Raw genomic sequence first — 21650 nt, 5'->3', positions numbered from 1 at the left:
AAAATATGGGACATCTTAACTTTTACTCTTTAAGTAATAAAAACTTATACGAATTAGCAGAATTTGTTGTTACCGAAAATTTTAATCATCATGAAAGTTATTCTGATACGGATCAGTTTAAAGCTGAAGTAGAGGATATATATCATGAAGAAAAGAACTTTAAAAAGTCTAAAATTTTTGTCTCCAGAGATCACGAAGGTAAGATCAATGGTTCTATAAGAGTTTTTAAATGGAACCACAAGGATGTTCTTCCATTGGAGAAACTTTTCCAGATTACCCCATCTTCTTTTATCAAAAATAAAAAGACCCACATCTGGCATATCGGAAGATTTGCTATTAAAAAAGGAATTGATAAAACGGGGTTTGGAATTTTCAAAACATTAATGGCTTACGCAATCAATGAAGTCTGCTGCAATAAAAACTCTGTTGCTATTGCGGAATGTGATGCGAAGCTTCTGAAAGTTCTTAAGCTTATGGGAATTGAAGCCATTACACTGGCCGAACCTATTCATTATCTTGGTTCAGAAACTATCCCCGTAATGCTTACCTATAGCGGGTTGAAAAATTTCCTGGACAAGAATTATCACCTGATGTCAACACAGGAAATAAGTGCTCTACACCAAAGTGTAGTATTACAACAAACCGCCTAAAACTACACTTCCGTGTAGCATCGTTCAAAATACAACATTCTACATTTGAAACATAAAATAAAAGACATGACAAAGAAATACTTAATACCTTTATTATCCTTCATAGGAATGGGCATTCAACTTAATGCTCAGAGTATTTCCGGTAAAGTATCTGATGAAAAGGCAAAAAATGTTTCTTACGTAGAGGTTATTTTGCTGAAAGGAGATGATAAGTTCTCTGCAATTACAGATGAAAACGGACTGTTTTCTATTAAACTTCCCAAAGCAGATTCTTATAAAATGGAATTTTTCCTGAACGGAAGCAAGGTATACGAAGGAAGTGAAAATATAGAAGGCGAGGTGACAAAAAGCTATATTATAAAAGAGAGCCAGCCGGAAAGCCAGGAAATCCAGGCGATCAGCTTAACCCAAAAGAAAAAACTGGTGGAAAGAAAGATAGACCGTCTTGTTTTCAATGTGGAAAATTCGGTTGCGGCTACGGGAGGGACAGCAATAGATGCTTTAAAAACAACTCCTTTGGTTCGTATTCAGGATGAGAAAGTATCCATTGTAGGAAAAGGTGAAGTTCTGATAATGATTGATGACCGTATTCAGAGAATGTCTCCCGATGATCTTTCAAGTTTCTTAAAATCTATCCCTTCAGATAATATTCAGTCTATTGAAGTGATTACTACCCCACCAGCAAAGTATGATGCAGAAGGAGACAGCGGACTGATCAATATCAAACTTAAAAAAGGAAAAGCCAATTCCTGGAATGCCAACATCGGCGGTAATTATACTCAGAAAACCTATGCAGGAGGCGGGCTTCAGGGAGCATTTAATTACAACCGAAACAGACTTTCATTACAGGTTACAGCTAATACTAATTCTCAGAGACTCCGTACTACCTCAGACAGTAAAATCTATTATCCGGATGAGCTTTGGATTCTGAATGTAAAAAATAAGTCTGAAGAGAACAATCTCGGGCTGGGACTTGGCGTAGATTATAAAATATCTGAAAAATGGACAACAGGAGCCAAATATCTGGGGAGTTTTACCAGAAATACCTCATCCAACAGTCCTTTCACCTCCAGATTTAATCCGGCAGGAGCTGTCAACTCCTACATTACATCTGATATGGATGCCAACAATAAACCCAATATGAATTCTCTTAACTGGTATAATACATTTAAGTTATATTCTACCGGCACAAAAATCACTACAGATTTTGATTATTTCCATTACAGAAAAAGTGATTACAACTTTTATGCAGGAAATGAACTGGATCCCCTGAAAAATATTCTTCCGGGAAGCTTTTTCTCGGCAACGAATACGAATGTGAACCGTATTGAGAACTATTCCGGAAAAGTAGATGTGGAAATGCCGTTGAAATGGGCTTCTTTAAGCTTCGGGGGGAAATACACTTATACGAATACCAATAACGATCTTGTGGTTATAGATCGTAAAACCGGAACACCAGTCCTCAATACAGATCAGTCGAATATTTTTAATTATAAGGAGCATAATGAAGCTCTATATGTTTCTGCAAGCAAAAAACTGGGTGAAAAATGGGAAACCCAGGCAGGATTGAGAATGGAAGCAACGCAGACAACGGGCTATTCTCACAATCTTAATCAGACCAACAAAAATGATTATGTGAAATTATTTCCCACTGCCTATGTGACGTATAATCCGAATGATAAAAACTCTTTCTCTCTTAACTACAGCAGAAGGATCCGCAGACCGAATTTCGATTATCTGAATCCGTTTGTGGTGCGTACAAGCCCTTATTATTATTCGGAAGGAAATCCTTTTTTAAAGCCTTCTATTATTGATAATCTAGAGTTTTCTTATGTGAGAAACCAAAAATGGGTATCCTCTGTGTATTATTCTCAGGTATCAGATTTCAGCCAGGATCTTTCTATTCTGGATCCTGAAACGAATATCACCAGAAGTACACCTCTGAACTATGCCAACACGTATCAGGTAGGAGTTTCCACGTATTATAATTTTAATAAATGGTCCTGGTGGAACAGCTTTACAGGGTTTAATGTGAATTATCAGAAGGTAAAGTCCAAAACAGATTTCATCAGTTCAATAGACGGATATAATGCCTATTTCTATTCAAATAATGATTTTACACTGAATAAATCTAAAACCCTATTCTTCAGTGCGAACTACGGGCTTCAGCTTCCGGGACGTTATCAGATCTTTCATATCTCAACCATGAATATTCTGGATGTCTCTATGAAATTTCTTCTCCTGGATAAGAAACTGACGCTTACGGTTACCGGTATGGATCTTTTGAATGGCCAGCGACCTGTGATCACTTATGAGTCTAACGGAGTGAAAACAGACTTCACCAGCTATGGCGACACCAGAGGAGTGAGAGTGTCTTTAAGCTACAAATTCGGGAACAAGAACCTGAAATCTGAACAGCAGAGAAATTTCGGGAACGAGGACGAAAGAAACAGAATTAATTAATCAACTATATACTTGCAAGTAGGGTCCAATAAAGGTTTTATGACTTGAAAAGATAACCACAATCAACTATTCTAAAAATTTTAAAATCATGCACAAAATTAAATTAACAAAAGGTTTACAGATCAACAAAGAGCAAATCAGCAAATTACAGGAAGAGCAAATGAACAGCCTAAAAGGAGGAGTTAACAGCCTTCAGGCAGCGGCCCAGTCTTGCGGACAGTGTTCTTGCGGTGGAAACACTGTGGTAAAAACAAGAGCAGCTCAATAATCAGCACTCCCAATCACATTTAAAATAAACAATAACATTTAAAATTAAACATCATGAACAAAATGAAATTATCTAAAGGACTACAAATCAACAAAGAGCAAATCAGCAAATTACAGGAGGAGCAAATGAACAGCCTAAAAGGAGGAGTTAACAGCCTTCAGGCAGCGGCCCAGTCTTGCGGACAGTGTTCTTGCGGTGGAAACACTGTGGTAAAAACAAGAGCAGCTCAATAATCAGCACTCCCAATCACATTTAAAATAAACAATAACATTTAAAATTAAACATCATGCACAAAATTAAATTAACAAAAGGTCTACAGATCAACAAAGAGCAAATCAGCAAATTACAGGAAGAGCAAATGAACAGCCTAAAAGGAGGAGTTAACAGCCTTCAGGCAGCGGCCCAGTCTTGCGGACAGTGTTCTTGCGGTGGAAACACTGTGGTAAAAACAAGAGCAGCTCAATAATCAGCACTCCCAATCACATTTAAAATAAACCATAACAATCTAAAAATCAAACATCATGCACAAAATTAAATTAACAAAAGGTCTACAGATCAACAAAGAGCAAATCAGCAAATTACAGGAAGAGCAAATGAACAGCCTAAAAGGAGGAGTTAACAGCCTTCAGGCAGCGGCCCAGTCTTGCGGACAGTGTTCTTGCGGTGGAAACACTGTGGTAAAAACAAGAGCAGCTCAATAATCAGCACTCCCAATCACATTTAAAATAAACAATAACATTTAAAATTAAACATCATGAACAAAATGAAACTAACTAAGGGTCTTCAAATCAACAAAGAGCAAATCAGCAAATTACAGGAAGAGCAAATGAACAGCCTAAAAGGAGGAGTTAACAGCCTTCAGGCAGCGGCGCAGTCTTGCGGACAGTGTTCTTGCGGTGGAAACACTGTGGTACAAACAAGAATAGCGAAGTAATCTTCTCCTATAAAAGAGGGAGAGATGTTCATCAGTCTCCCTCTTTTAAAAAAATTATATAATCTCACAGCTCTCACATCATGCAAAAAGAAAAATTAATCATCTCAGAAATAGAAGAATGTATCCGTAAAAAAGAGACATCCCTTACCGGAATAGGTCTTAATAACGGGATTCTAAGTGCTTCAATGTTCTATTATTATCATTATCTGATGACCCAGGAATCGGAATCTTTAGAACTGGTAACCCATTATATTGAAAAGTCTCTGTCTGTTTTAACAGAGGATTATAAGAGTCTTCATTTTAATGATGAAATAAGAGAGCTGGGATTATATCTTATATTCCTGAAACAGCAGGAAGTTTTAGACAATGAAATAGATTCTTTACTGGAGAATATAGATGACATTCTGGAAGAAATTCTGATCCAGAAAACACAAAACGGAGATCTTGACCTTACCAGCGGTTTTCCGAGTTTTGCCAAGTATTTCGTTTTGAGAAATCTTGAGGATAAAAAACATCTGATAAACAATACCTTGGATAAAATCATTGAGCTTACTCAAACTCACGAAAGCGGAAGCTACTGGAAATTTGATCTTCGCAATAAAGAAAATCCATATGTAGAACTGGGCTTAGGGCACGGAACTACAGGAGTCATCAACTATTTGTTATTCCTTTACAAAAATAACATCTACACTCCGGAATCTTTAGCGCTTATTCACTCCGGACTTTCATTCATCTGGAGCTGTAAAGAAAGCACTACAGACCATATCTCTCTTTTCCCGTTCAATGCATTTGAAGATGTTTATATAGATTATCATAATCTGGCTTATGGGGAAATAGGAATTGGCTATACTTTTTACAATGCCGGAATTCTTTTAGACAATAAAGACTATTGCGACAAAGGCCTTCAGATACTGATCAATACCACAAAATTTAAAGACACTGATCAGTCTGCCATCCTGGAACCGGGATTAATTTATGGTTCTGCCGGATTATCCGCTTTGTACAAAAACCTTTATCATCTTACCGAACAGGATGTCTTTCTGGAAGCCAAAGACTACTGGCACCAGCATCTTCTTCAGTCTAAGAAAAATGAAAATGAGCAATGGGCAGGATTCAATGCCTACTACAATGCAGAATATGACAATATCAACATGGCTTTAGGCCAGGGAATAGCAGGAATTGGTATTAATCTGATGAGCAATATCATTACAAACCATCACAATTATGTTTCATTCTATAATTACGATCTATAATGGAAACTCTACAATCTCAAAACATAACAATCCTTCTTCAGGAATATGATCAGAAACTGCTGGATTTTGATTATGGAAATTTACCGGACGGATTGCTTTATGGAAAACTGGGACTTCTGCTTTATTTTCTTGCACAGTATCAGATCTCCGGAAATGATATCTATGTGAACAAAGTAGGCGCTATCCTGGAAGAAGTATTTGAAAATGGCAACCTGCAAAAAGAAAACAACGTATACACCCTCCCGAATCTATCCAAAGGAATGACCGGACTGGGCATTATTCTGAACCTGCTGAAACAGGACGGACTTATTCAGGATGATTTTGATGAACAGATTGCAGACATCGGAGAACTGATCTTCCAACAGTCTGTCACCATGCTGAACGAAAACAATTACACTTTTTTTGATGGACCCATAGGAAATCTTCACTATTTCAACACCATCAGAAACGAAAAATACAGCAGCGAAATCGTAAACATACTTTATGACGAATGTATTTCTCACCCCATTCCATTTGAAAACAAGCTGAACGACAGCTATGCAGATGGTATCAACTTAGGATTCAATTATGGCTATCTTTCTATTGTTAATAATCTTTTGGCCCTTCCGGAAATAACGGAAAAAGCAAAACATATTATTAACTCATGCCTGGATTTCATTATCTCCAATTTTGATGTTCATGAAGTAGAAAATGCCAGAATATATAAACCATACAATTACAAAATAGCACAAAACCGGCTGAAGCCTTTTCATAATAACAGACTCTGCTGGTGCAACAGTGATCTTTCCTTCTCTTATCTTCTTTATAAAACAGAAGAAACACTACAGGAAAACAGATACACAGAAATGGCCCGCGAACTGGGTCTGGAAACCACCAAAAGGAAAGTAATGGCCAACACAGGAGTAGAGTTTATCCAGTACTGCCACGGAACCTCAGGACTTGTACAGCTTTACCATGAGCTTCATGAAAAAGACAGCCATCCTGAGTATGAAAAAGCTGAAAATTTCTGGACCAAAAGATCACTGGAAATCCTGGAAAACGAACTGGATCAGCCATTCACATTGGAAGACAGCAATTTACTCTTCGGAAAAACAGGAGCCCTGATTGCTCTGAATGACAAAATAGACCAAACGAAATACCTAAAATTTTTACTGTAACATGAAAACAAAAAGCATAGGATTACTAGAACTAGGATACAGAAGCGGCAAAGATTCCATCACAGCTCTTAACGATGTAGTTGATTATGCCCTTCATGCAGAGAGATTAGGATACAGCAGATTCTGGCTGGCAGAGCATCATTATTCCCATCTTAAGAATCTTGCCTTTTCAAATCCGGACATCGTGATTGCCATGATTGCCGGAATGACGGAAAAAATAAGAGTAGGATCCGCAGGAACTTCAGTACCGAGCTATTCTCCTTATGCTGTGGCTACCAATTATAAGCTGATCAACAATATATTCAACGGGAGAATAGACCTTGGCCTGTCCAAAGGCATCCCTGAAAGTAATCATACGAAAAACCTTTTAAACCCGGACATTCTTGAAAGAGGCTCCGGAGTGGTCTTCAAAGAAAATGCCCGCATGATTCATGAACTTTTTTATTCTGAAGCAGAAAAGAATGAAAAAGAAGGCATTCTGATCCCTCCTTACGGCGGACTGATCCCGGATCTATGGTATCTTTCCTCTTCCCTGAACAATCTGGATGACGCCGTCAGTTTATACTCAAATTATTGTGTATCAGCATTTCACGGAAACGGAAAATTCCTTGACAGTTTTGAAGGTAAAAAAGAAAAGATCAACAGATATAAAGAAACATTTATACAGAAAAACGGATTTGAACCCAAAACATCACTTGCTCTGGCAATCAACCTCTCAGAAATCAGTGAAATAAAGTCTGACGCAGATGAATCCGAAGCGTTCAAAATTCTACACCTCAGCTTTGAAGAGCTTTTTGAACTCATTGAAAACCTGGATGATCAACTGGCCGTAGATGAATTCATCTTATATGATACGGAACCCGACAGTGATAAGAAAATAGAAAACGCTGAAACGATAAGCAATCATTACAACTTACAATCTATTCAACATGAAAACGCAGTTAGATAACATTAATATTGGCTTTATGAGAAACGCTTTGTACTCATTCAGACAATATAACAACATACCGAAAAATACAGCAGATCTTGATCATTTTGTTCTGGAACTGTGGAATGATGAGGTCTTCAGAGAATCTGTTTTCTTAGCATCTTATGAGCTGTATAACGAATGGGCAAGATTATGCCAGAACGATTCATCTTTATCCCAGGTAAAGAGAAACAGAATTAACAATTCTATCCTGAAATACTATATCAGAATTACCACCAGATCTACTCCGTTCGGAACATTTGCTTCTCATTCCGCTTTTGAACTGAACGCAGAACATAAAAATATTGAAGCCGGAAATATGGATTCTATCCACCGGTATACAACGCTGGACCTGTCTTTCCTTTTTCAGGTTATCGCATTGATCAACAGAGACTTTCCGGAAGTTCACGAATATGAGCTTAATGACTCCGTCTATAAGCTGGGTGATTATTACCGATATATCGAAACTACAGTACAAAATGAAAAAAGAGTTTACACGCTCAGCTCATTGGAAAAAGACGAGCTTCTGGATTTTCTGGTTGAAAACACAGCCAATAAGTCTTACTCATTCGACGGCCTGGTGGCTCTGGTAGCAGAAAACGTAGAAGGAGTTTCTGAAGAAGATGCTAAATATTATATCTTCAGCCTGATAGATGCCCAGTTCTTTAAAAGCAATTTTGATATCTGCCTGAATGAGCATTCTCCACTATGCCAGATCATTGAATATTTACATTCGAAAAAAGGCATTGCTCCTGAACTGGATGCTTACCTTGATACCCTCATCAGAATGGACGACTATATGAAGCTGCTTAATTCAGGAGTAGGACAGCCTCAGGAATATTACAATGAAATATTTGCCCTTGCCAACCAGTTCTCCATATTATATGACAGAAAATACCTGATTAATTCTTCATTAAAAAGAACCCTTGATTTCTCTCCGGTTACCAGAGAAGATCTTTCCAAAATCAAAAAAGGAATCAATACCTTAGCCTGTTTTTGGGACAAAGGAAGCGAAACGGTGAATGAAAACTTAGAAAAGTTTAAAACAGCTTTTTACACAAGATATGAAGAAAGCCTGGTCCCTTTGGTAGAAGTGCTGGACAATGAAAGCGGCATCGGGTATATTCAGGAACAAAACAGTGAAAACGATTTTTCTTCTCTTTTAGATACGTTAAGCTGGCCCAATTCTAACACGGATTCTTTTTCCATCACTTACAATAAAAAGATTCATGAATTCTGGAGAAGACTCATCAATAAAGCCAACATTAACGGAGAGACTTCTATAGATCTCAGCCAGCATGATATCAGCAATCTTCAGAATACGGAAGAAGTAAGCCTGGCAAGATCTCTTGCAGTAATGATAGAAAAGGTTTCTGATAAAATTGCTATTTCTTCTGTAGGAGGTACCAGCGGAGCCAACCTTATCGCCAGGTTTTCCAATGAAGATGAAGAAATCCTTGCCCCGATGAACAGAATCATTAAAGAAGAACAGAACGATGATCATTTTATTTACGCAGAACTGCTTCACCTACCTGATAACAGAGCCGGAAATATCCTTCTGAGACAGGTAAAAAGAGGAAACCAGCTTTCTTATCTTACGAAACCTTCTGCGTCGGAAAATACCATCAGCCTGACGGACCTTTACATTAAAATGATAGATAAAAGAATCGTTTTATTCCATAAAGAACAGAATAAAGAAGTAAAAATCTTCCATTCTACCGCTCATAATTTTGATTATAATTCGCTGCCGGTATACCAGTTTTTATGTGACCTCCAGCATCAGGATATTTCCACTGCATTGGTTTTAAACATTGGGGATACCAATTACCTGATGTATGATTATATTCCCCGCATCACCTTTGGTAATGATATCATCTTTACGCCGGCATTATGGCGAGTATACCAGAACGAAGTATCAGGAATAAAGGCCAAAAACAATACGGAAAGCATTAAAAAATTAAAAGAATATCTATCAGATAAAAAAGTTAACCGATATTTCTTTATTGCTCAGGGAGATAACAAATTACTGATCGATACGGAAAATGATAACCTTTTATTATTCCTTGTGGATGAACTGAGATCCAAAGAAATGGTGACACTTACAGAATGTCTTTATGATCTTGAAGCAGATGAATTCAACAATGAGATTATCATTCCCATGATCAACAGAAATTATACAGCATTTAAAACTGAGCTTGACCCGCATCTTTTCAATAACAATATTGCTGATCATAAATTCATCCCGGGAAATAAATGGCTTTACTATAAAATTTATTGCGGAAACAAGTTCTCAGACAAAATATTACAGGATGTGTTTCCGGAGCTTTTAGAACAACTTAATGAAGAAGATCTGATCAAAAAATGGTTCTACATCAGGTACAGTGATCCTGATAATCATATCAGACTAAGGCTGGAAATTAATGATAATGACCTTACCAATACAGCGCAGATCATTACAACTTTCAACGATTATTTTGATAAATATATCAGCGAAGGAATCATTAATAAAGTGGAAATGGGAACCTACGACAGAGAATATGAAAGATATGAAGGTGAATTTATTGACACTGCGGAACATATCTTCCACTATGACAGTAAACTGACAGTGAATCTGTTAAAGAATATTCCGAACAATGATGATCTTTGGTTATATGCCATCAAAAGTATTGACGTCTATTTTGATGTCTTCAGAATGGATCTGGATAAACGGCATGAAGTGATCAGTAAAATCTATACCCAGTTTCAGAAAGAGTTTAATGTAGACAGCAACCTGAAAAAGCAGCTCGACCTTAAATACAGAAGCAACCTGAATATCATCTGCGAAATTGTAGAAACGGATGACAATCCATACTTCTCAGAGTTTGTTAATGCAGTCACAGAAAACTGTAAAGAAATTGAAAAGCTCAAGACTATTCAGAAAGAAAGATTAGTGAGCAGTTTTATTCACATGCATATCAACAGGCTGATAAGATCCAGACACAGAATGCATGAACTGATCATCTACGGCATCGTAGAAAAGTATTACAAAATGAAAATCGGCAAAAGAAAATATCTAGTATCATGAAGCTAAAATTTATCCCTCAACACGACCAAATGGACTGCGGTCCAGCATGTATCGCAATGGTGGCTTCCTACTTCGGCAAGCAGATTCCGTTACATTTTTTGAAAGAAAATGCCAACCTATCCAGAGAAGGAGTTAGCTTACTGAGCATCAGCGAACTGTGCGAAGATATTGGATTTGAAACCTATCCTGCCAAGCTTACATTACAGACCCTGGATGAAAACGGCAGCCTGCCTTGTATTCTTCATTGGAATAAAAATCATTTCGTGGTGCTTATTGATGTAAAGAAAAGCCTTATTTCAGGAAAAAAACGCTACAAAATTGCAGATCCAAGCCACGGAATGATCTGGATGAGCGAAAAAGACTTTCTTAAAAGCTGGCTGTCTGACGGTGAAAACGGCATTGCTCTTTTTGTAAGCCCTACCAACAGCTTTTACCAGCAAACCTTCCCGGAAGAAGATAAACTGAGTATTTCTTTTGCCATGAAATATTTCAAAGAGCACAAAAGCAAATTCCTCTTTTTATCCGGAATGCTGCTTATCGGTAGCTGCCTGAGCCTTGTATTTCCATTCCTTACGCAAACACTTATTGATAAAGGAGTTAACACAAAAGACGTAGATCTTATTACCATCATTCTGGTCTCTCAGGTCGTTTTATATTTAGGAAGTATCACGATAGAAATTCTCAGAAACTGGCTGATGCTTTATATCGGGACCAGAATCAGTATTTCCATTATTTCAGACTTTCTGAAGAAAATGCTTCTCCTTCCAATGGGCTTTTTTGATACCAAAATGAAGGGAGATTTTACCCAGAGAATTCAGGATAATGAGAGAATAGAAGATTTTCTTACCTCTCAGAGCCTTATGACCTTCTTCTCTATGGTTACTTTTCTAGTGTTTTTCGGAGTGCTTTGGTATTATAACGTTACAATTGTGCTTATTTACTCCTCATTGACGGCATTATCATTGGTTTGGGCTCAATACTGGCTGAAAAAAAGAGAAATTCTGGATTATTACAGATTCCGCGAAAAAGGACAAAGCCAGGAAAGCGTTTATGAGATCCTGAACGGAGTTTCTGAAATGAAGTTAAATCAGTTTGAAGATTACAAAAGACAGGAATGGGAAGGCATTCAGAATAAGCTTTTCAAAACTACCCTTCGTATTTTAAAAGTAGATCAGTATCAGTTTTCAGGATTTGAATTTCTTAACCAATTAAAGAACATTTTCGTGACGTTCTTTGCAGCATTGCAGGTAGTGAAAGGAAATATGACCATCGGCGAACTATTGGCCATCTCTTACATCATCGGACAATTGAATTCTCCCGTTAACCAGATGATTTCTTTCTTCCGTTCTTTACAGGATGCGAAACTGAGTCTTTCAAGATTAAATGAAGTTCAGAATCACGAAGAAGAAGAAAAAGAAGGAATGAAAGCCCTGGAAATAGGCAATAACCATTCAAAAGACGAAGAGAGAGGAATTACCTTAAATAATGTTTCTTTCCAGTATGAAGGGCCGAAATCTCAGTTTGTATTAAAAGATGTCAACCTGTTTATCCCTGAAGGTAAAGTGACAGCCATTGTAGGAGCCAGCGGAAGCGGAAAAACAACCTTGATGAAGCTTTTATTAAAGTTTTATAATCCTACTCACGGTACCATTCATTATAACGAAGATGATATTCTTACCCTTTCCCCTAAAAGCATCAGAGAAAACTACGGAGTGGTAATGCAGGATGGGTTTATCTTCTCCGACACCATTGAAAGAAATATCGCCACCAGCGAAGTGGAAATCAATACCAGAAAGATGGAAAATGCAGTAAGAGTAGCCAACATCTCTTCCTTCATAGATAATCTTCCGTTAGGATACAGCACCAAAATCGGGGCAGCCGGCAACGGAATCTCCGGAGGGCAGAAACAAAGGGTTCTTATTGCAAGAGCCGTATACAAAAACCCTCATTTTATCCTCTTCGATGAAGCCACCTCTGCGCTGGATGCCGAAAATGAAAAGATCATTCATGATAACTTACAGGAATTCTTCAAAGGAAAAACGGTAATTATTGTAGCACACCGTTTAAGCACCGTAAAAAATGCAGATCAGATTATTGTTCTGAAAAACGGAGCTGTTGTTGAAAAAGGCAACCACCAGGAATTGGTCAACAGAAAAGCAGATTACTACAGCCTTGTAAAAAATCAGCTTGAATTAGGCAACTAATCACCTCTCAATATATTTTAACCGTTTCGCAGCTTGTGAGGCGGTTTTTTGTGCATCTTATTAAAAAAGAAAACCCTTGTAATGCATTTAAAAAGGTTTTTGGTTTAGTCTGGAGAGATTGTAAATCAATTATTTAAAATCTTTATCCTCAATATTTTTATTATAATACAAATCTACAAGAGTTGTTTCCTGATTACCATCTTCAGAAACAAAAGTCGATTTAGTAGGATGCCAAAGATCCCCGAATTTTTTATAATCACTTTGTAACACCGTAGAGAATGTATTCTTTTCACCATTTTCCACCGTTTCTTCTTTGCTTAGAAAGAATGACTTTACATCGTAATACAGATAGGTCACCTTTCCTGTTATATAGGTTGCTTTTATTTTATAATAGATCTTATCCGGATTTTCGTCAATAAGTTCAATCTTGTATAATTTTGGATCTATGTAAGCAAGTTCATTCATGATATACTTTCTGTCGGCCTTATCTTTAAATTCAGCAGGATCAGCCAGCTTTCTCTCACCGTTGACCAGTTCATAACCTGTTTTACCGTCAAACCATGATTTGTAAACAATTCTTCCCTGATATTCAATTTCAAAGCTTCCTTTATTGGGTACCATTTCTTTGGTAATCCAATACACATTTCGTCCGTCCATTACCGTTTCGGATTTGGAATACAGCGTTTTTATGCTGCTCAGAAGTTTTTTCCCGCCTTCTGCCTGAATGGCTTTTTCTATAATTTCTTTGGCTTTGCTTTCGCTGGATGTCTGTGAGAATAATGGGCTAGAAGCACCGATCATGCTAACGACTACAATGGTATTGAATAATTTCATGGTTTTATTTTTTCTGTGGCAAATGTACCAAAAGACATGATATGGTTTTTCTTTTTGATTCACTATTTTTAAATTATAATGAATTAAATATAAAAAAACAAACCGGGATTTATTGCAGTGAAAACAAAAAAGCCCTCCGTAATCCAATTACAGAGGGCTTTGTACCCCAGACGGGACTTGAACCCGTACGTCCTTGCGGACACAGGATTTTAAGTCCTGCGTGTCTACCAGTTCCACCACCAGGGCATGGTGTGGAGCGAAAAACGGGATTCGAACCCGCGACCCCAACCTTGGCAAGGTTGTGCTCTACCAGCTGAGCTATTTTCGCATAGTGCGGATGAAGGGACTCGAACCCCCACGCCTCACGGCACCAGATCCTAAGTCTGGCGTGGCTACCAATTACACCACATCCGCTGGTTTTTTATATTGTAAGTTTTAAAGAGCTTGCTTCGTTTTTGTGAGTGCAAATATAGGACAATTTCCTTTATCACCAAACTTTTCAGGAAAAAAAAATAAAATTTCCATATTTTTTTTTCATGCCTTCTTTTATTACATTTCATTTTCATACTTTTACATCGTTAATATTTACGATATGGAATTACAAGGAACGGTAAAGAAACTTTTTGATGCTCAAACATTTGCGAGCGGGTTTCAAAAAAGAGAAATGGTTATTTTGACCCAGGAACAGTATCCACAGCCGATAAACATAGAATTTTTGTCTGATAAAATCAGTTTATTAGATAACCTTAAAGAAGGAGAAAACGTAAAGGTAGGAATCAACATCAGAGGAAGAGAATGGGTTTCTCCTCAGGGTGAAACGAAATACTTCAACTCTATTACGGGGTGGAGAATAGAAAAAGTTTCTGAAAATACTTCAGAACCTACTCAGGCTATGCCTCAGCAATCAGCATCTCCAGTTTCTAACGAAAATCCTTTTGCCGGAGACGATGATGACGATTTGCCTTTTTAATTAAAGAATAAAGATCAAATATAAATCCTGCTTTTTGAAGTGGGATTTTTTTTCTAAAAATGGTCTGATTAGACGAAAACGAGATTTCATTTCCTGACCCTGAGCTGTATGATGGCCACGAGGGAGTGGTTGCTTTTGGTGGCGACCTGTCTGTAGAACGTATTTGGTTTGCTTACCAGCTCGGTATTTTTCCTTGGTACAATCCCGGTGAGGAAATCCTTTGGTGGTGTCCCGATCCAAGATTTGTTCTTATTCCTGAAGAATTAAAAGTTTCCAAGTCTATGAGAAAGATACTCAACAGAAATGTTTTTACTTTCTCCGAGAATAAGAATTTCAGAGAAGTGATCAGGAATTGCCAGCAGGCTACAAGAAAAGGACAGTCAGGAACATGGCTTTCTGATGAATTGATGGAATCTTTTATCCGGCTTCATCAATACGGCTTGGCCAAAAGTATTGAAGTATGGCAGGGTGAAGAACTTGTTGGCGGTTTTTACGGATTGCAGATTGGAAATGTATTCTGCGGAGAAAGTATGTTTGCCAGGGTAAGTAATGCTTCAAAAGCAGGTTTTATCAACTTTGTAGAAAGCAACAAAGACAACCTTGAGTTAATTGACTGCCAATCACATACAGAACATCTGGAGAGTCTGGGGGCGAAAATGATTCCTAAAAAAGAATTTCTAAAAATCTTACACGAAAATAATGAACGCAGATAAAGAAAAATGGGTTCTTCTGGTGGTTCTGAGTATTATCTGGGGATCATCCTTTATTTTAATCAAAAAATCGCTGGAGCATTTCAATCCGTTTCAGGTTGGGTCTTTAAGAGTTCTTATTGCCGGGATTATTCTTCTTCCGGTGGCTATTTCCAATTACAAACTTTTCCCTAAAAAACATTTAAAATGGTTAATTCTGGCTGCCTTCACCGGAAATTTCATTCCCATGTTTCTGTTTCCGATTGCTGAAACGGAAATAAGCAGTAGTATTGCCGGAATCATCAACTCCATGATGCCCATTTTTGTGATTATTGTAGGTGCACTGGTCTGGAAGTTTGAAACCACGAAAAAACAGATTACAGGAACCCTAATAAGCTTTACCGGAGTATGCATACTCGCATTTGGAGGAGGAGACAGCAAAGAGCTGAAAATGATCCCTATTCTGCTCCTTTTATTGGCTACTTTATGCTATGCACTAAGTACCACAACTGTAAAATCAAAGCTGATGGATGTCTCTTCTACGGTTTTATCTGCTTTTGTTTTTTCCTTTGTTTTGTTGCTGCCATCCATTATTGCACTCACAGGTACAGGATTCTTTTCGGAATTCAGTTTTTCGAAGGATAATCTGATGGGACTTATGTTTGTCAGCCTTTTATCTGTTTTCGGGACCGGCCTGGCCATGATGATGAACTACCGTCTATTAAAAGTTTCCTCTCCCCTCTTCGCATCCACTGTTACCTTAGTTATGCCTATTGTTGCTATTATCTGGGGAATAATTGATGGTGAAAAACTCACTTATTTACAATTTACGGGTGCTGGAATTATTATCGCAGGACTCATCTTTTTAAGAACAAATCCAAAAAAATAAAATCATATTATAAATTAAATTATATTTGGTTGATTATAACTTATAACTATGAAAAAACTTCTACTTTTGGGGTCTGTAGCCTTATCTGTACTTTCCTGTTACAATTCTGACGACACTCCTTTTGACAACAGTGATCCGTCTAATCAAAGTGTAATTCTTCCCACGAAGATGACCATGGACGGTATTGTAATGAAAATCAATTACAACGGAACCAAAATCATCAGTATGATGAACAACATTAATCATGGACAAAGAGTGGAGTTTTCTTATACCGATGATTATGTTTCGGGCATTAAGAATTACGAAAATAATGTTCTTGAAAGTGCTGTGGAATATGGATATTCCAATGGACGTATGGCTTCAGCGGTTGTTAAGGAATATTCTACTACCGGAACTGTTCAAAATACGGTTACATTTACCTATAACTACACCAGTAATACGGAAATCAAGGTGAAAAGAGAGACAAATTCGGGAATTGCAGGTTCTTCCACCATCAACAGTGTATTTACTTATAACAATGGAAATATGGTAAGCAGCGTAGGATCAGGAACCGGAACTGTTAATGGAAATACCGTTAATTATAACGAAAAAGAGACTTATACTTACACAGAAAAAAACTATCCTTTTAAAAATGTAAAAGGCTTTGACAAAATCATATTCAACGGAAATGAGAACAGTGACGGGGTAAGCATGCTATTTTCGAATATAAAAAACAGCTTAAGTACTTATAAAGGAGAGTTCACCCATGCTACAGCCGGAGGAGGAACAGTTACCGGAGCTACCTCTCATAAGTATACCACCACTTTTAATACTGCAGGTTATCCATCTGAAGAAAGCAGACAGTCTCTTGATATGAACGGAAATGCAAACACCAGCGCTCCGGATAAATTTTTCTACGAATACAATTATCAATAAAAAAAACCTGCATTTCTGCAGGTTTTTTCTCTTATTTTAGATTCTTCTAGTTCTTTTTCTTCACTTTGCTGGCTTTTACCTTTTTCACTTCGTCTTTAATGAAAGGATATTTTTTCTGCATATCCTTAGCTAGAGAAGGATCAAGTTCAAGTGCTTTTTGAAGTGATTCCATACCTTTATCCTGGTCTTTCAGATTGTAAAAGCAATTACTAAGCTGATAAAACAGCTCTGCTCTGTAATGCTTTTTAATGGCTCTGTTCAAAACCGTTACCGCATCTTCATACTCTCCTACCAACATCAAAACTTCTGAATAGGCATACCAGTTATAGAATCTTGACGGCTCTGCATCCACCAGTTTTTTAAGACAGGAAAGGCTTTCTTCAAACTTTCCTGAATCAATGAACAGGAATGCCAGTCTCTTTTGATAATCAAGATTGTTTTCATTGAGCTGGGTAGCTTCTTTGGCAAAATGCAATGCTTCAGACATTCCGCCCATCTCTTCATAAAGATAAGACTGCTCCATCATGGCAAGATAGAACTGAGGATCTTCTCTAAGTGATTTCTGGAACGCGTTTAATGCTAAAATAGGCTGTTTCAGGGCCTTATTGCACAATCCGATCTTATAAAAAGTAAATGCTTTTGTATATTCAAGCTCCAGCATTTCTTCATAAGTTTCGATCGCCTTTTGGTATTGTCCCAAAGCTTCATAACAAGCTGCTTTATTGGCATATACTCCTACAGAGTTTGAGTTGATTGCCAGCAAATAGTCGTAGCCTCTTATCGCTTCGTCATAATTTTTTCTGTTGAAGTAGAATTGTCCGTATTCAAACCATGCGGTTTCAGAATAAGGGAATTCATCTAAATATTCATTAAGAAAGGCAATAGCCTCCTCACTCTTATTCAGGTCACTGAAGCATACCATAGCATTTTCCAGCGAATATTCATCCGTAGGATCTTCCTTCAGTGCTTTTCTGTAATGTTTAAGAGCGTTAAAAGGATCTCCGAGATTCACATATTCATCCGCAATAAAGTTGTGGAGAAAGTTTTCTTCTTCCTCTAATGTTAAAGCTTTTTTGCAGATTTCAATGGATTTTCTGGGATTTCCTAGGTTCGAATAATACTTGGCGTAGCAAACCAAAAAGTCTGTATTCTCCATAGAAGCGCCTTTCAGTTCGTCAATAAGTTCTTTCGCCGTATTATACTCTTCCCACTCCAGAAGGATCTCAAGTCTTTTAATCTTAATATCCAACGAATTAGGGTGAAGCTTTAGTCCATAATTAACAGCCATGTCAGCGTAATTAAAATCCCCAAGCTCCAAATAATAAACAATAATGTCTTCCAACTCTTCTGTATCAAAGTAGAATTCGTCATTGTTTTCCATCATTTCCTCGAACTTTTTTACAAGTTCATTTCCAAAATACTCTTCCAATAGTGTCCTCTTTGTCGGCCCAACGTTTGAATTTGCTTACAAACCTCGGCAAACGTTTAATTAATAATATATCTGAAACTGATATTCAAATATTTATGCAAAGTTGCAACTTTTTTTTGAATTTTCCATTTCATAAATTTCTATTATAAAAATAGTAAAAAAAGAAAACCGATAAAAGGATTGTGGATAAAAAACCGGAAATTGGGGTTAAATTCTTATAACAAGGTGTTTTCCGTTTTGTATCTCAGCGTTTCATGCCGATTCGATATCTTTACTATCTATTTCTTGTGTCTCCATTTTAATTTTTCCATCCACAGCTGCCTGAAACATTTCTGATATAAAAAAAGAACAGACTCATTGTCCGTTCTTCCTGTATTTTTAGATTAAACTTCTGATTTTGCTAATGATATCATCACCTAACTGATCTGCTTCCTCCTGAGATTTAGCTTCAGTATAGATTCTGATAATCGGCTCCGTATTGGATTTTCTAAGGTGGACCCAGTTGTTTTCAAAGTCTATTTTTACACCATCTACTGTAGAAACTTCTTCATTCTGATATTCCTGCTCCATTTTACTTAAGACAGCATCTACATCAATCTCTGGTGTAAGTTCTATTTTCTTTTTCCCCATAAAATAGCTCGGATATCCTGCTCTCAGTTCAGAAACGGTTTTATTTTCTTTGGCTAAATGAGTCAGGAAAAGCGCAACTCCTATTAAAGAGTCTCTTCCGTAATGTAACTCAGGGTAGATAATTCCTCCGTTTCCTTCTCCTCCGATGACAGCATTTTTCTCTTTCATCAGGGTGACTACGTTTACTTCTCCCACAGCACTTGCAAAGTATTCTGAATTATGGGTTTGTGCCACATCTTTCAGTGCACGGCTTGAAGAAAGATTGGAAATAGCAACTCCGTTTTTATTTTTCAATAAATAATCTGCAACCGCTACCAATGTGTATTCTTCACCAAACATTTCTCCTTTTTCATCAATGAGAGCTAATCTGTCTACATCCGGATCTACAACGATTCCTAAATCTGCATTTTCTTTCTTCACCAATTCACAGATATCTCCCAAATGTTCTTTTAAAGGTTCAGGATTGTGTGGGAAGTGACCTGTAGGCTCACAGTATAATTTAATCGTTTCGCATCCTAATTTATCCAAAAGCATAGGAATGGCAATTCCTCCTGTAGAGTTTACCGCATCAAGAACAACCTTAAAATTCTTTGCTTTGATGGCTTCTGCATCTACCATTGGTAAATCCAGAATCTGCTGAATATGGATATCAAAAGCATCATCTCTTGTTTCATATTTTCCAAGATCATCTACTTCTGCATAGTTGAAGTCTTCACTTTCTGCCAGGGCCAATACTTCAGCACCGTTTTCACCGCTGATGAATTCTCCTTTTTCGTTTAATAACTTAAGAGCATTCCATTGTTTTGGATTATGAGAAGCGGTAAGGATAATTCCTCCGTCCGCATTCAGCCCAGGAACCATTACTTCTACTGTAGGCGTTGTAGAAAGACCCAGGTCTACCACATTAATTCCTAATCCCTGCAATGTAGCGGTTACTAAAGAAGATACCATCTGACCGGAGATTCTTGCATCTCTACCGATGATAAGCGTAAGATCTTTTTTGTTTTTATTATTTTGAAGCCAGCTTCCGAATGCAGATGCGAATTTTACAACATCCAGCGGTGTTAAGTTATCATTTACTTTACCACCAATGGTTCCGCGAATTCCGGAAATAGATTTTATTAATGACATGATGTTTTTAATTTATTTTGTTTTTCTGAATTTTCCAACGCAAAGATACTTAAAAGACCCTTCAACTTATAAAACAGGAATCTTTTTTTGGACTTTATCATAGGTATTTTTCACAACTCTCGGTGGTGCAAAACGATACCCCAGATAAATAAGTCCGTACAGATTATTATTTTCTACTGCCTCTTGGTTTTTCTGATAGGTATAAGTCTTAAAGCTCATTCTTGCTCCAAAAAGTAAATGTTCCGAATTATATCCGACGTGGAGTCCTCCTTCCATTCTCAGGGTTACAAACTGTTCATTTTCTTTCTTCTTATTCTCCTCAGTGGAGCTTGAAAACTGTCCCCCAAGACCTACAGAAAGATAAGGAGCAATATTTACCTTATCTTTTATAATGCAATTATAAAAGTATCCCATATTACCGCCTATCTTATACTGAACCTCTTTGTTTTTCACTTCATTGATTGTGTTGGTAAAAAAGCTAACATCATAATCCAGATAGGGAATCCAGCTTCCGCTGCTTTTTTTCTGCCATTCACTGTGAGTATATATACTTTTGGCTGAGAAATTTTTATTGAGTACGTATGATGTTGTTCCACCAAAACTCAGTACTTTTAGGTCCGGAAACTGTAAATAAGCATCTGTCTCCTTCCAATCCGGAATAAAATCTTTCATATTTTCCACATAAAATCCCTTTACTTTTTTATAATAAATATTCTGGATAAATCTTTTTGGGAAAAACCTGAAGCTCAAATCTGTATAGGAGCTTTTTCCTTTCAAATCATCCTCATTATTTCCCGGGATAAATTGGGGAGAAAAAGAAATGGTAGCACTTATAACACGATAGTCAACGGATACAGATGTTCTAGTTTTGTTATTGATAGACAGTTCTATTTTATCGTTTTTTCCCTGGGAAAGAATGTATTTTTCAAGATTCGTATCAAGATTAAGGCGAATCATCACCTGTTCTGCATAAGACTTGATGTTTAAGGTATCTGACTGTGCTTTTACCTGAAGAACAAATAAAGAAAATAAAATGGATAATCCTGCTTTAAAGAAATTCAAATCGAATAATTTACATTAGAAAATGAAATTACTGATTTTTTCAATTTATTTTAATGCATAATTATTTTTTTTTATTAATACTGAAGAAAAAACAAAGCAATTTGTGTTTTATTTTTAATTAACAGAAAAATACTCTATCAT

20 protein-coding genes and 3 tRNA genes are annotated in these 21650 nt (G+C 37.1%); 16 read left to right on the top strand and 7 right to left on the bottom strand.

Going from position 1 to position 21650, the window contains the following annotated elements; genetic code table 11:
* The first annotated feature begins 5 nt into the window (after positions 1–5).
* The 12 genes from EK417_RS18360 (at position 6) to EK417_RS18305 (ending at position 12960) form a co-directional block, all read left to right on the top strand.
* Complete coding sequence (locus EK417_RS18360) at positions 6–650, top strand: hypothetical protein (RefSeq protein WP_076595233.1); 645 nt, start codon at positions 6–8, stop codon at positions 648–650.
* Between the two features lie 66 nt (positions 651–716).
* A complete protein-coding gene (locus EK417_RS18355; protein ID WP_228457968.1) occupies positions 717–3113 on the top strand; it encodes a TonB-dependent receptor in 2397 nt (798 codons plus the stop codon).
* Between the two features lie 88 nt (positions 3114–3201).
* Positions 3202–3381, top strand: coding sequence for a class I lanthipeptide (locus EK417_RS18350; protein ID WP_076595229.1), 180 nt, complete (start codon positions 3202–3204; stop codon positions 3379–3381).
* Positions 3382–3434: 53 nt separating this feature from the next.
* Positions 3435–3614 (top strand): class I lanthipeptide, encoded by a 180-nt coding sequence (locus EK417_RS18345; RefSeq protein WP_076595231.1) that lies wholly within the window; start codon positions 3435–3437, stop codon positions 3612–3614.
* 53 nt (positions 3615–3667) lie between these two features.
* Positions 3668–3847 (top strand): class I lanthipeptide, encoded by a 180-nt coding sequence (locus EK417_RS18340; protein ID WP_076595229.1) that lies wholly within the window; start codon positions 3668–3670, stop codon positions 3845–3847.
* Between the two features lie 55 nt (positions 3848–3902).
* Positions 3903–4082 (top strand): class I lanthipeptide, encoded by a 180-nt coding sequence (locus EK417_RS18335; protein WP_076595229.1) that lies wholly within the window; start codon positions 3903–3905, stop codon positions 4080–4082.
* A 62-nt stretch (positions 4083–4144) separates the two neighbouring features.
* The gene (locus tag EK417_RS18330) at positions 4145–4315 is read left to right on the top strand and encodes a class I lanthipeptide (protein WP_174774463.1); all 171 of its coding nucleotides are present in this window, start codon (positions 4145–4147) and stop codon (positions 4313–4315) included.
* Positions 4316–4395: 80 nt separating this feature from the next.
* Complete coding sequence (locus EK417_RS18325) at positions 4396–5568, top strand: lanthionine synthetase LanC family protein (RefSeq protein ID WP_136522981.1); 1173 nt, start codon at positions 4396–4398, stop codon at positions 5566–5568.
* Positions 5568–6725 (top strand): lanthionine synthetase LanC family protein, encoded by a 1158-nt coding sequence (locus tag EK417_RS18320; protein ID WP_136522980.1) that lies wholly within the window; start codon positions 5568–5570, stop codon positions 6723–6725. Before EK417_RS18325 ends, EK417_RS18320 begins: the two co-directional genes overlap by 1 nt.
* Position 6726: 1 nt before the next feature.
* On the top strand, positions 6727–7674 hold the full coding sequence (locus EK417_RS18315) for an LLM class flavin-dependent oxidoreductase (RefSeq protein WP_136522979.1): 948 nt from the start codon (positions 6727–6729) through the stop codon (positions 7672–7674).
* Entirely contained in the window at positions 7655–10756 is a 3102-nt protein-coding gene (locus EK417_RS18310) for a lantibiotic dehydratase (protein WP_136522978.1), read from the top strand. Before EK417_RS18315 ends, EK417_RS18310 begins: the two co-directional genes overlap by 20 nt.
* On the top strand, positions 10753–12960 hold the full coding sequence (locus EK417_RS18305; RefSeq protein WP_076595223.1) for a peptidase domain-containing ABC transporter: 2208 nt from the start codon (positions 10753–10755) through the stop codon (positions 12958–12960). The genes EK417_RS18310 and EK417_RS18305 overlap by 4 nt, the downstream gene beginning before the upstream one ends.
* 129 nt (positions 12961–13089) lie before the next feature.
* On the opposite strand, the gene EK417_RS18300 is transcribed toward EK417_RS18305, so the two are convergent.
* The 4 genes from EK417_RS18300 to EK417_RS18285 form a co-directional block, all read right to left on the bottom strand.
* Positions 13090–13794 (bottom strand): hypothetical protein, encoded by a 705-nt coding sequence (locus EK417_RS18300; RefSeq protein ID WP_136522977.1) that lies wholly within the window; start codon positions 13792–13794, stop codon positions 13090–13092.
* A 162-nt stretch (positions 13795–13956) separates the two neighbouring features.
* Positions 13957–14040 (bottom strand) — tRNA-Leu (locus EK417_RS18295).
* A gap of 6 nt (positions 14041–14046) precedes the next feature.
* A tRNA-Gly gene (locus tag EK417_RS18290) sits at positions 14047–14122 on the bottom strand.
* Between the two features lie 4 nt (positions 14123–14126).
* A tRNA-Leu gene (locus EK417_RS18285) sits at positions 14127–14208 on the bottom strand.
* 178 nt (positions 14209–14386) lie between these two features.
* On the opposite strand from EK417_RS18285, the gene EK417_RS18280 reads away from it, so the two are divergent.
* From EK417_RS18280 to EK417_RS18265, 4 genes are all read left to right on the top strand, one after another.
* Positions 14387–14764: a DUF3127 domain-containing protein gene (locus EK417_RS18280; RefSeq protein WP_110367509.1), complete on the top strand. Its 378-nt coding sequence runs from the start codon at positions 14387–14389 to the stop codon at positions 14762–14764.
* A 125-nt stretch (positions 14765–14889) separates the two neighbouring features.
* On the top strand, positions 14890–15477 hold the full coding sequence (gene aat / locus EK417_RS18275; protein ID WP_438830170.1) for a leucyl/phenylalanyl-tRNA--protein transferase: 588 nt from the start codon (positions 14890–14892) through the stop codon (positions 15475–15477).
* Entirely contained in the window at positions 15464–16342 is an 879-nt protein-coding gene (locus EK417_RS18270; RefSeq protein WP_076595220.1) for a DMT family transporter, read from the top strand. Before aat ends, EK417_RS18270 begins: the two co-directional genes overlap by 14 nt.
* A gap of 48 nt (positions 16343–16390) precedes the next feature.
* Positions 16391–17257, top strand: coding sequence for a hypothetical protein (locus tag EK417_RS18265; RefSeq protein WP_136522976.1), 867 nt, complete (start codon positions 16391–16393; stop codon positions 17255–17257).
* A 46-nt stretch (positions 17258–17303) separates the two neighbouring features.
* On the opposite strand, the gene EK417_RS18260 is transcribed toward EK417_RS18265, so the two are convergent.
* The 3 genes from EK417_RS18260 to EK417_RS18250 all read right to left on the bottom strand — a co-directional run bounded on the left by EK417_RS18260 (position 17304) and on the right by EK417_RS18250 (position 21509).
* Positions 17304–18686, bottom strand: a complete 1383-nt coding sequence (locus tag EK417_RS18260; RefSeq protein ID WP_076595218.1) for a tetratricopeptide repeat protein — start codon at positions 18684–18686, stop codon at positions 17304–17306.
* 378 nt (positions 18687–19064) lie between these two features.
* Positions 19065–20447 (bottom strand): phosphoglucosamine mutase, encoded by a 1383-nt coding sequence (gene glmM / locus EK417_RS18255; protein ID WP_136522975.1) that lies wholly within the window; start codon positions 20445–20447, stop codon positions 19065–19067.
* 66 nt (positions 20448–20513) lie between these two features.
* A complete protein-coding gene (locus tag EK417_RS18250; RefSeq protein ID WP_136522974.1) occupies positions 20514–21509 on the bottom strand; it encodes a DUF4421 family protein in 996 nt (331 codons plus the stop codon).
* Positions 21510–21650 lie beyond the last annotated feature (141 nt).

This window comes from Chryseobacterium candidae (assembly GCF_004916905.1).
Classification (GTDB): domain Bacteria; phylum Bacteroidota; class Bacteroidia; order Flavobacteriales; family Weeksellaceae; genus Chryseobacterium; species Chryseobacterium candidae.
This window is presented reverse-complemented; position numbering and strand designations above follow the sequence as displayed.

Coding starts and splice junctions, on each gene's coding strand:
- EK417_RS18360 (WP_076595233.1), top strand. CDS start 6: ATGGGACATCTTAACTTTTACTCTTTAAGTAATAAAAACTTATACGAA.
- EK417_RS18355 (WP_228457968.1), top strand. CDS start 717: ATGACAAAGAAATACTTAATACCTTTATTATCCTTCATAGGAATGGGC.
- EK417_RS18350 (WP_076595229.1), top strand. CDS start 3,202: ATGCACAAAATTAAATTAACAAAAGGTTTACAGATCAACAAAGAGCAA.
- EK417_RS18345 (WP_076595231.1), top strand. CDS start 3,435: ATGAACAAAATGAAATTATCTAAAGGACTACAAATCAACAAAGAGCAA.
- EK417_RS18340 (WP_076595229.1), top strand. CDS start 3,668: ATGCACAAAATTAAATTAACAAAAGGTCTACAGATCAACAAAGAGCAA.
- EK417_RS18335 (WP_076595229.1), top strand. CDS start 3,903: ATGCACAAAATTAAATTAACAAAAGGTCTACAGATCAACAAAGAGCAA.
- EK417_RS18330 (WP_174774463.1), top strand. CDS start 4,145: ATGAAACTAACTAAGGGTCTTCAAATCAACAAAGAGCAAATCAGCAAA.
- EK417_RS18325 (WP_136522981.1), top strand. CDS start 4,396: ATGCAAAAAGAAAAATTAATCATCTCAGAAATAGAAGAATGTATCCGT.
- EK417_RS18320 (WP_136522980.1), top strand. CDS start 5,568: ATGGAAACTCTACAATCTCAAAACATAACAATCCTTCTTCAGGAATAT.
- EK417_RS18315 (WP_136522979.1), top strand. CDS start 6,727: ATGAAAACAAAAAGCATAGGATTACTAGAACTAGGATACAGAAGCGGC.
- EK417_RS18310 (WP_136522978.1), top strand. CDS start 7,655: ATGAAAACGCAGTTAGATAACATTAATATTGGCTTTATGAGAAACGCT.
- EK417_RS18305 (WP_076595223.1), top strand. CDS start 10,753: ATGAAGCTAAAATTTATCCCTCAACACGACCAAATGGACTGCGGTCCA.
- EK417_RS18300 (WP_136522977.1), bottom strand. CDS start 13,794: ATGAAATTATTCAATACCATTGTAGTCGTTAGCATGATCGGTGCTTCT.
- EK417_RS18280 (WP_110367509.1), top strand. CDS start 14,387: ATGGAATTACAAGGAACGGTAAAGAAACTTTTTGATGCTCAAACATTT.
- EK417_RS18270 (WP_076595220.1), top strand. CDS start 15,464: ATGAACGCAGATAAAGAAAAATGGGTTCTTCTGGTGGTTCTGAGTATT.
- EK417_RS18265 (WP_136522976.1), top strand. CDS start 16,391: ATGAAAAAACTTCTACTTTTGGGGTCTGTAGCCTTATCTGTACTTTCC.
- glmM (WP_136522975.1), bottom strand. CDS start 20,447: ATGTCATTAATAAAATCTATTTCCGGAATTCGCGGAACCATTGGTGGT.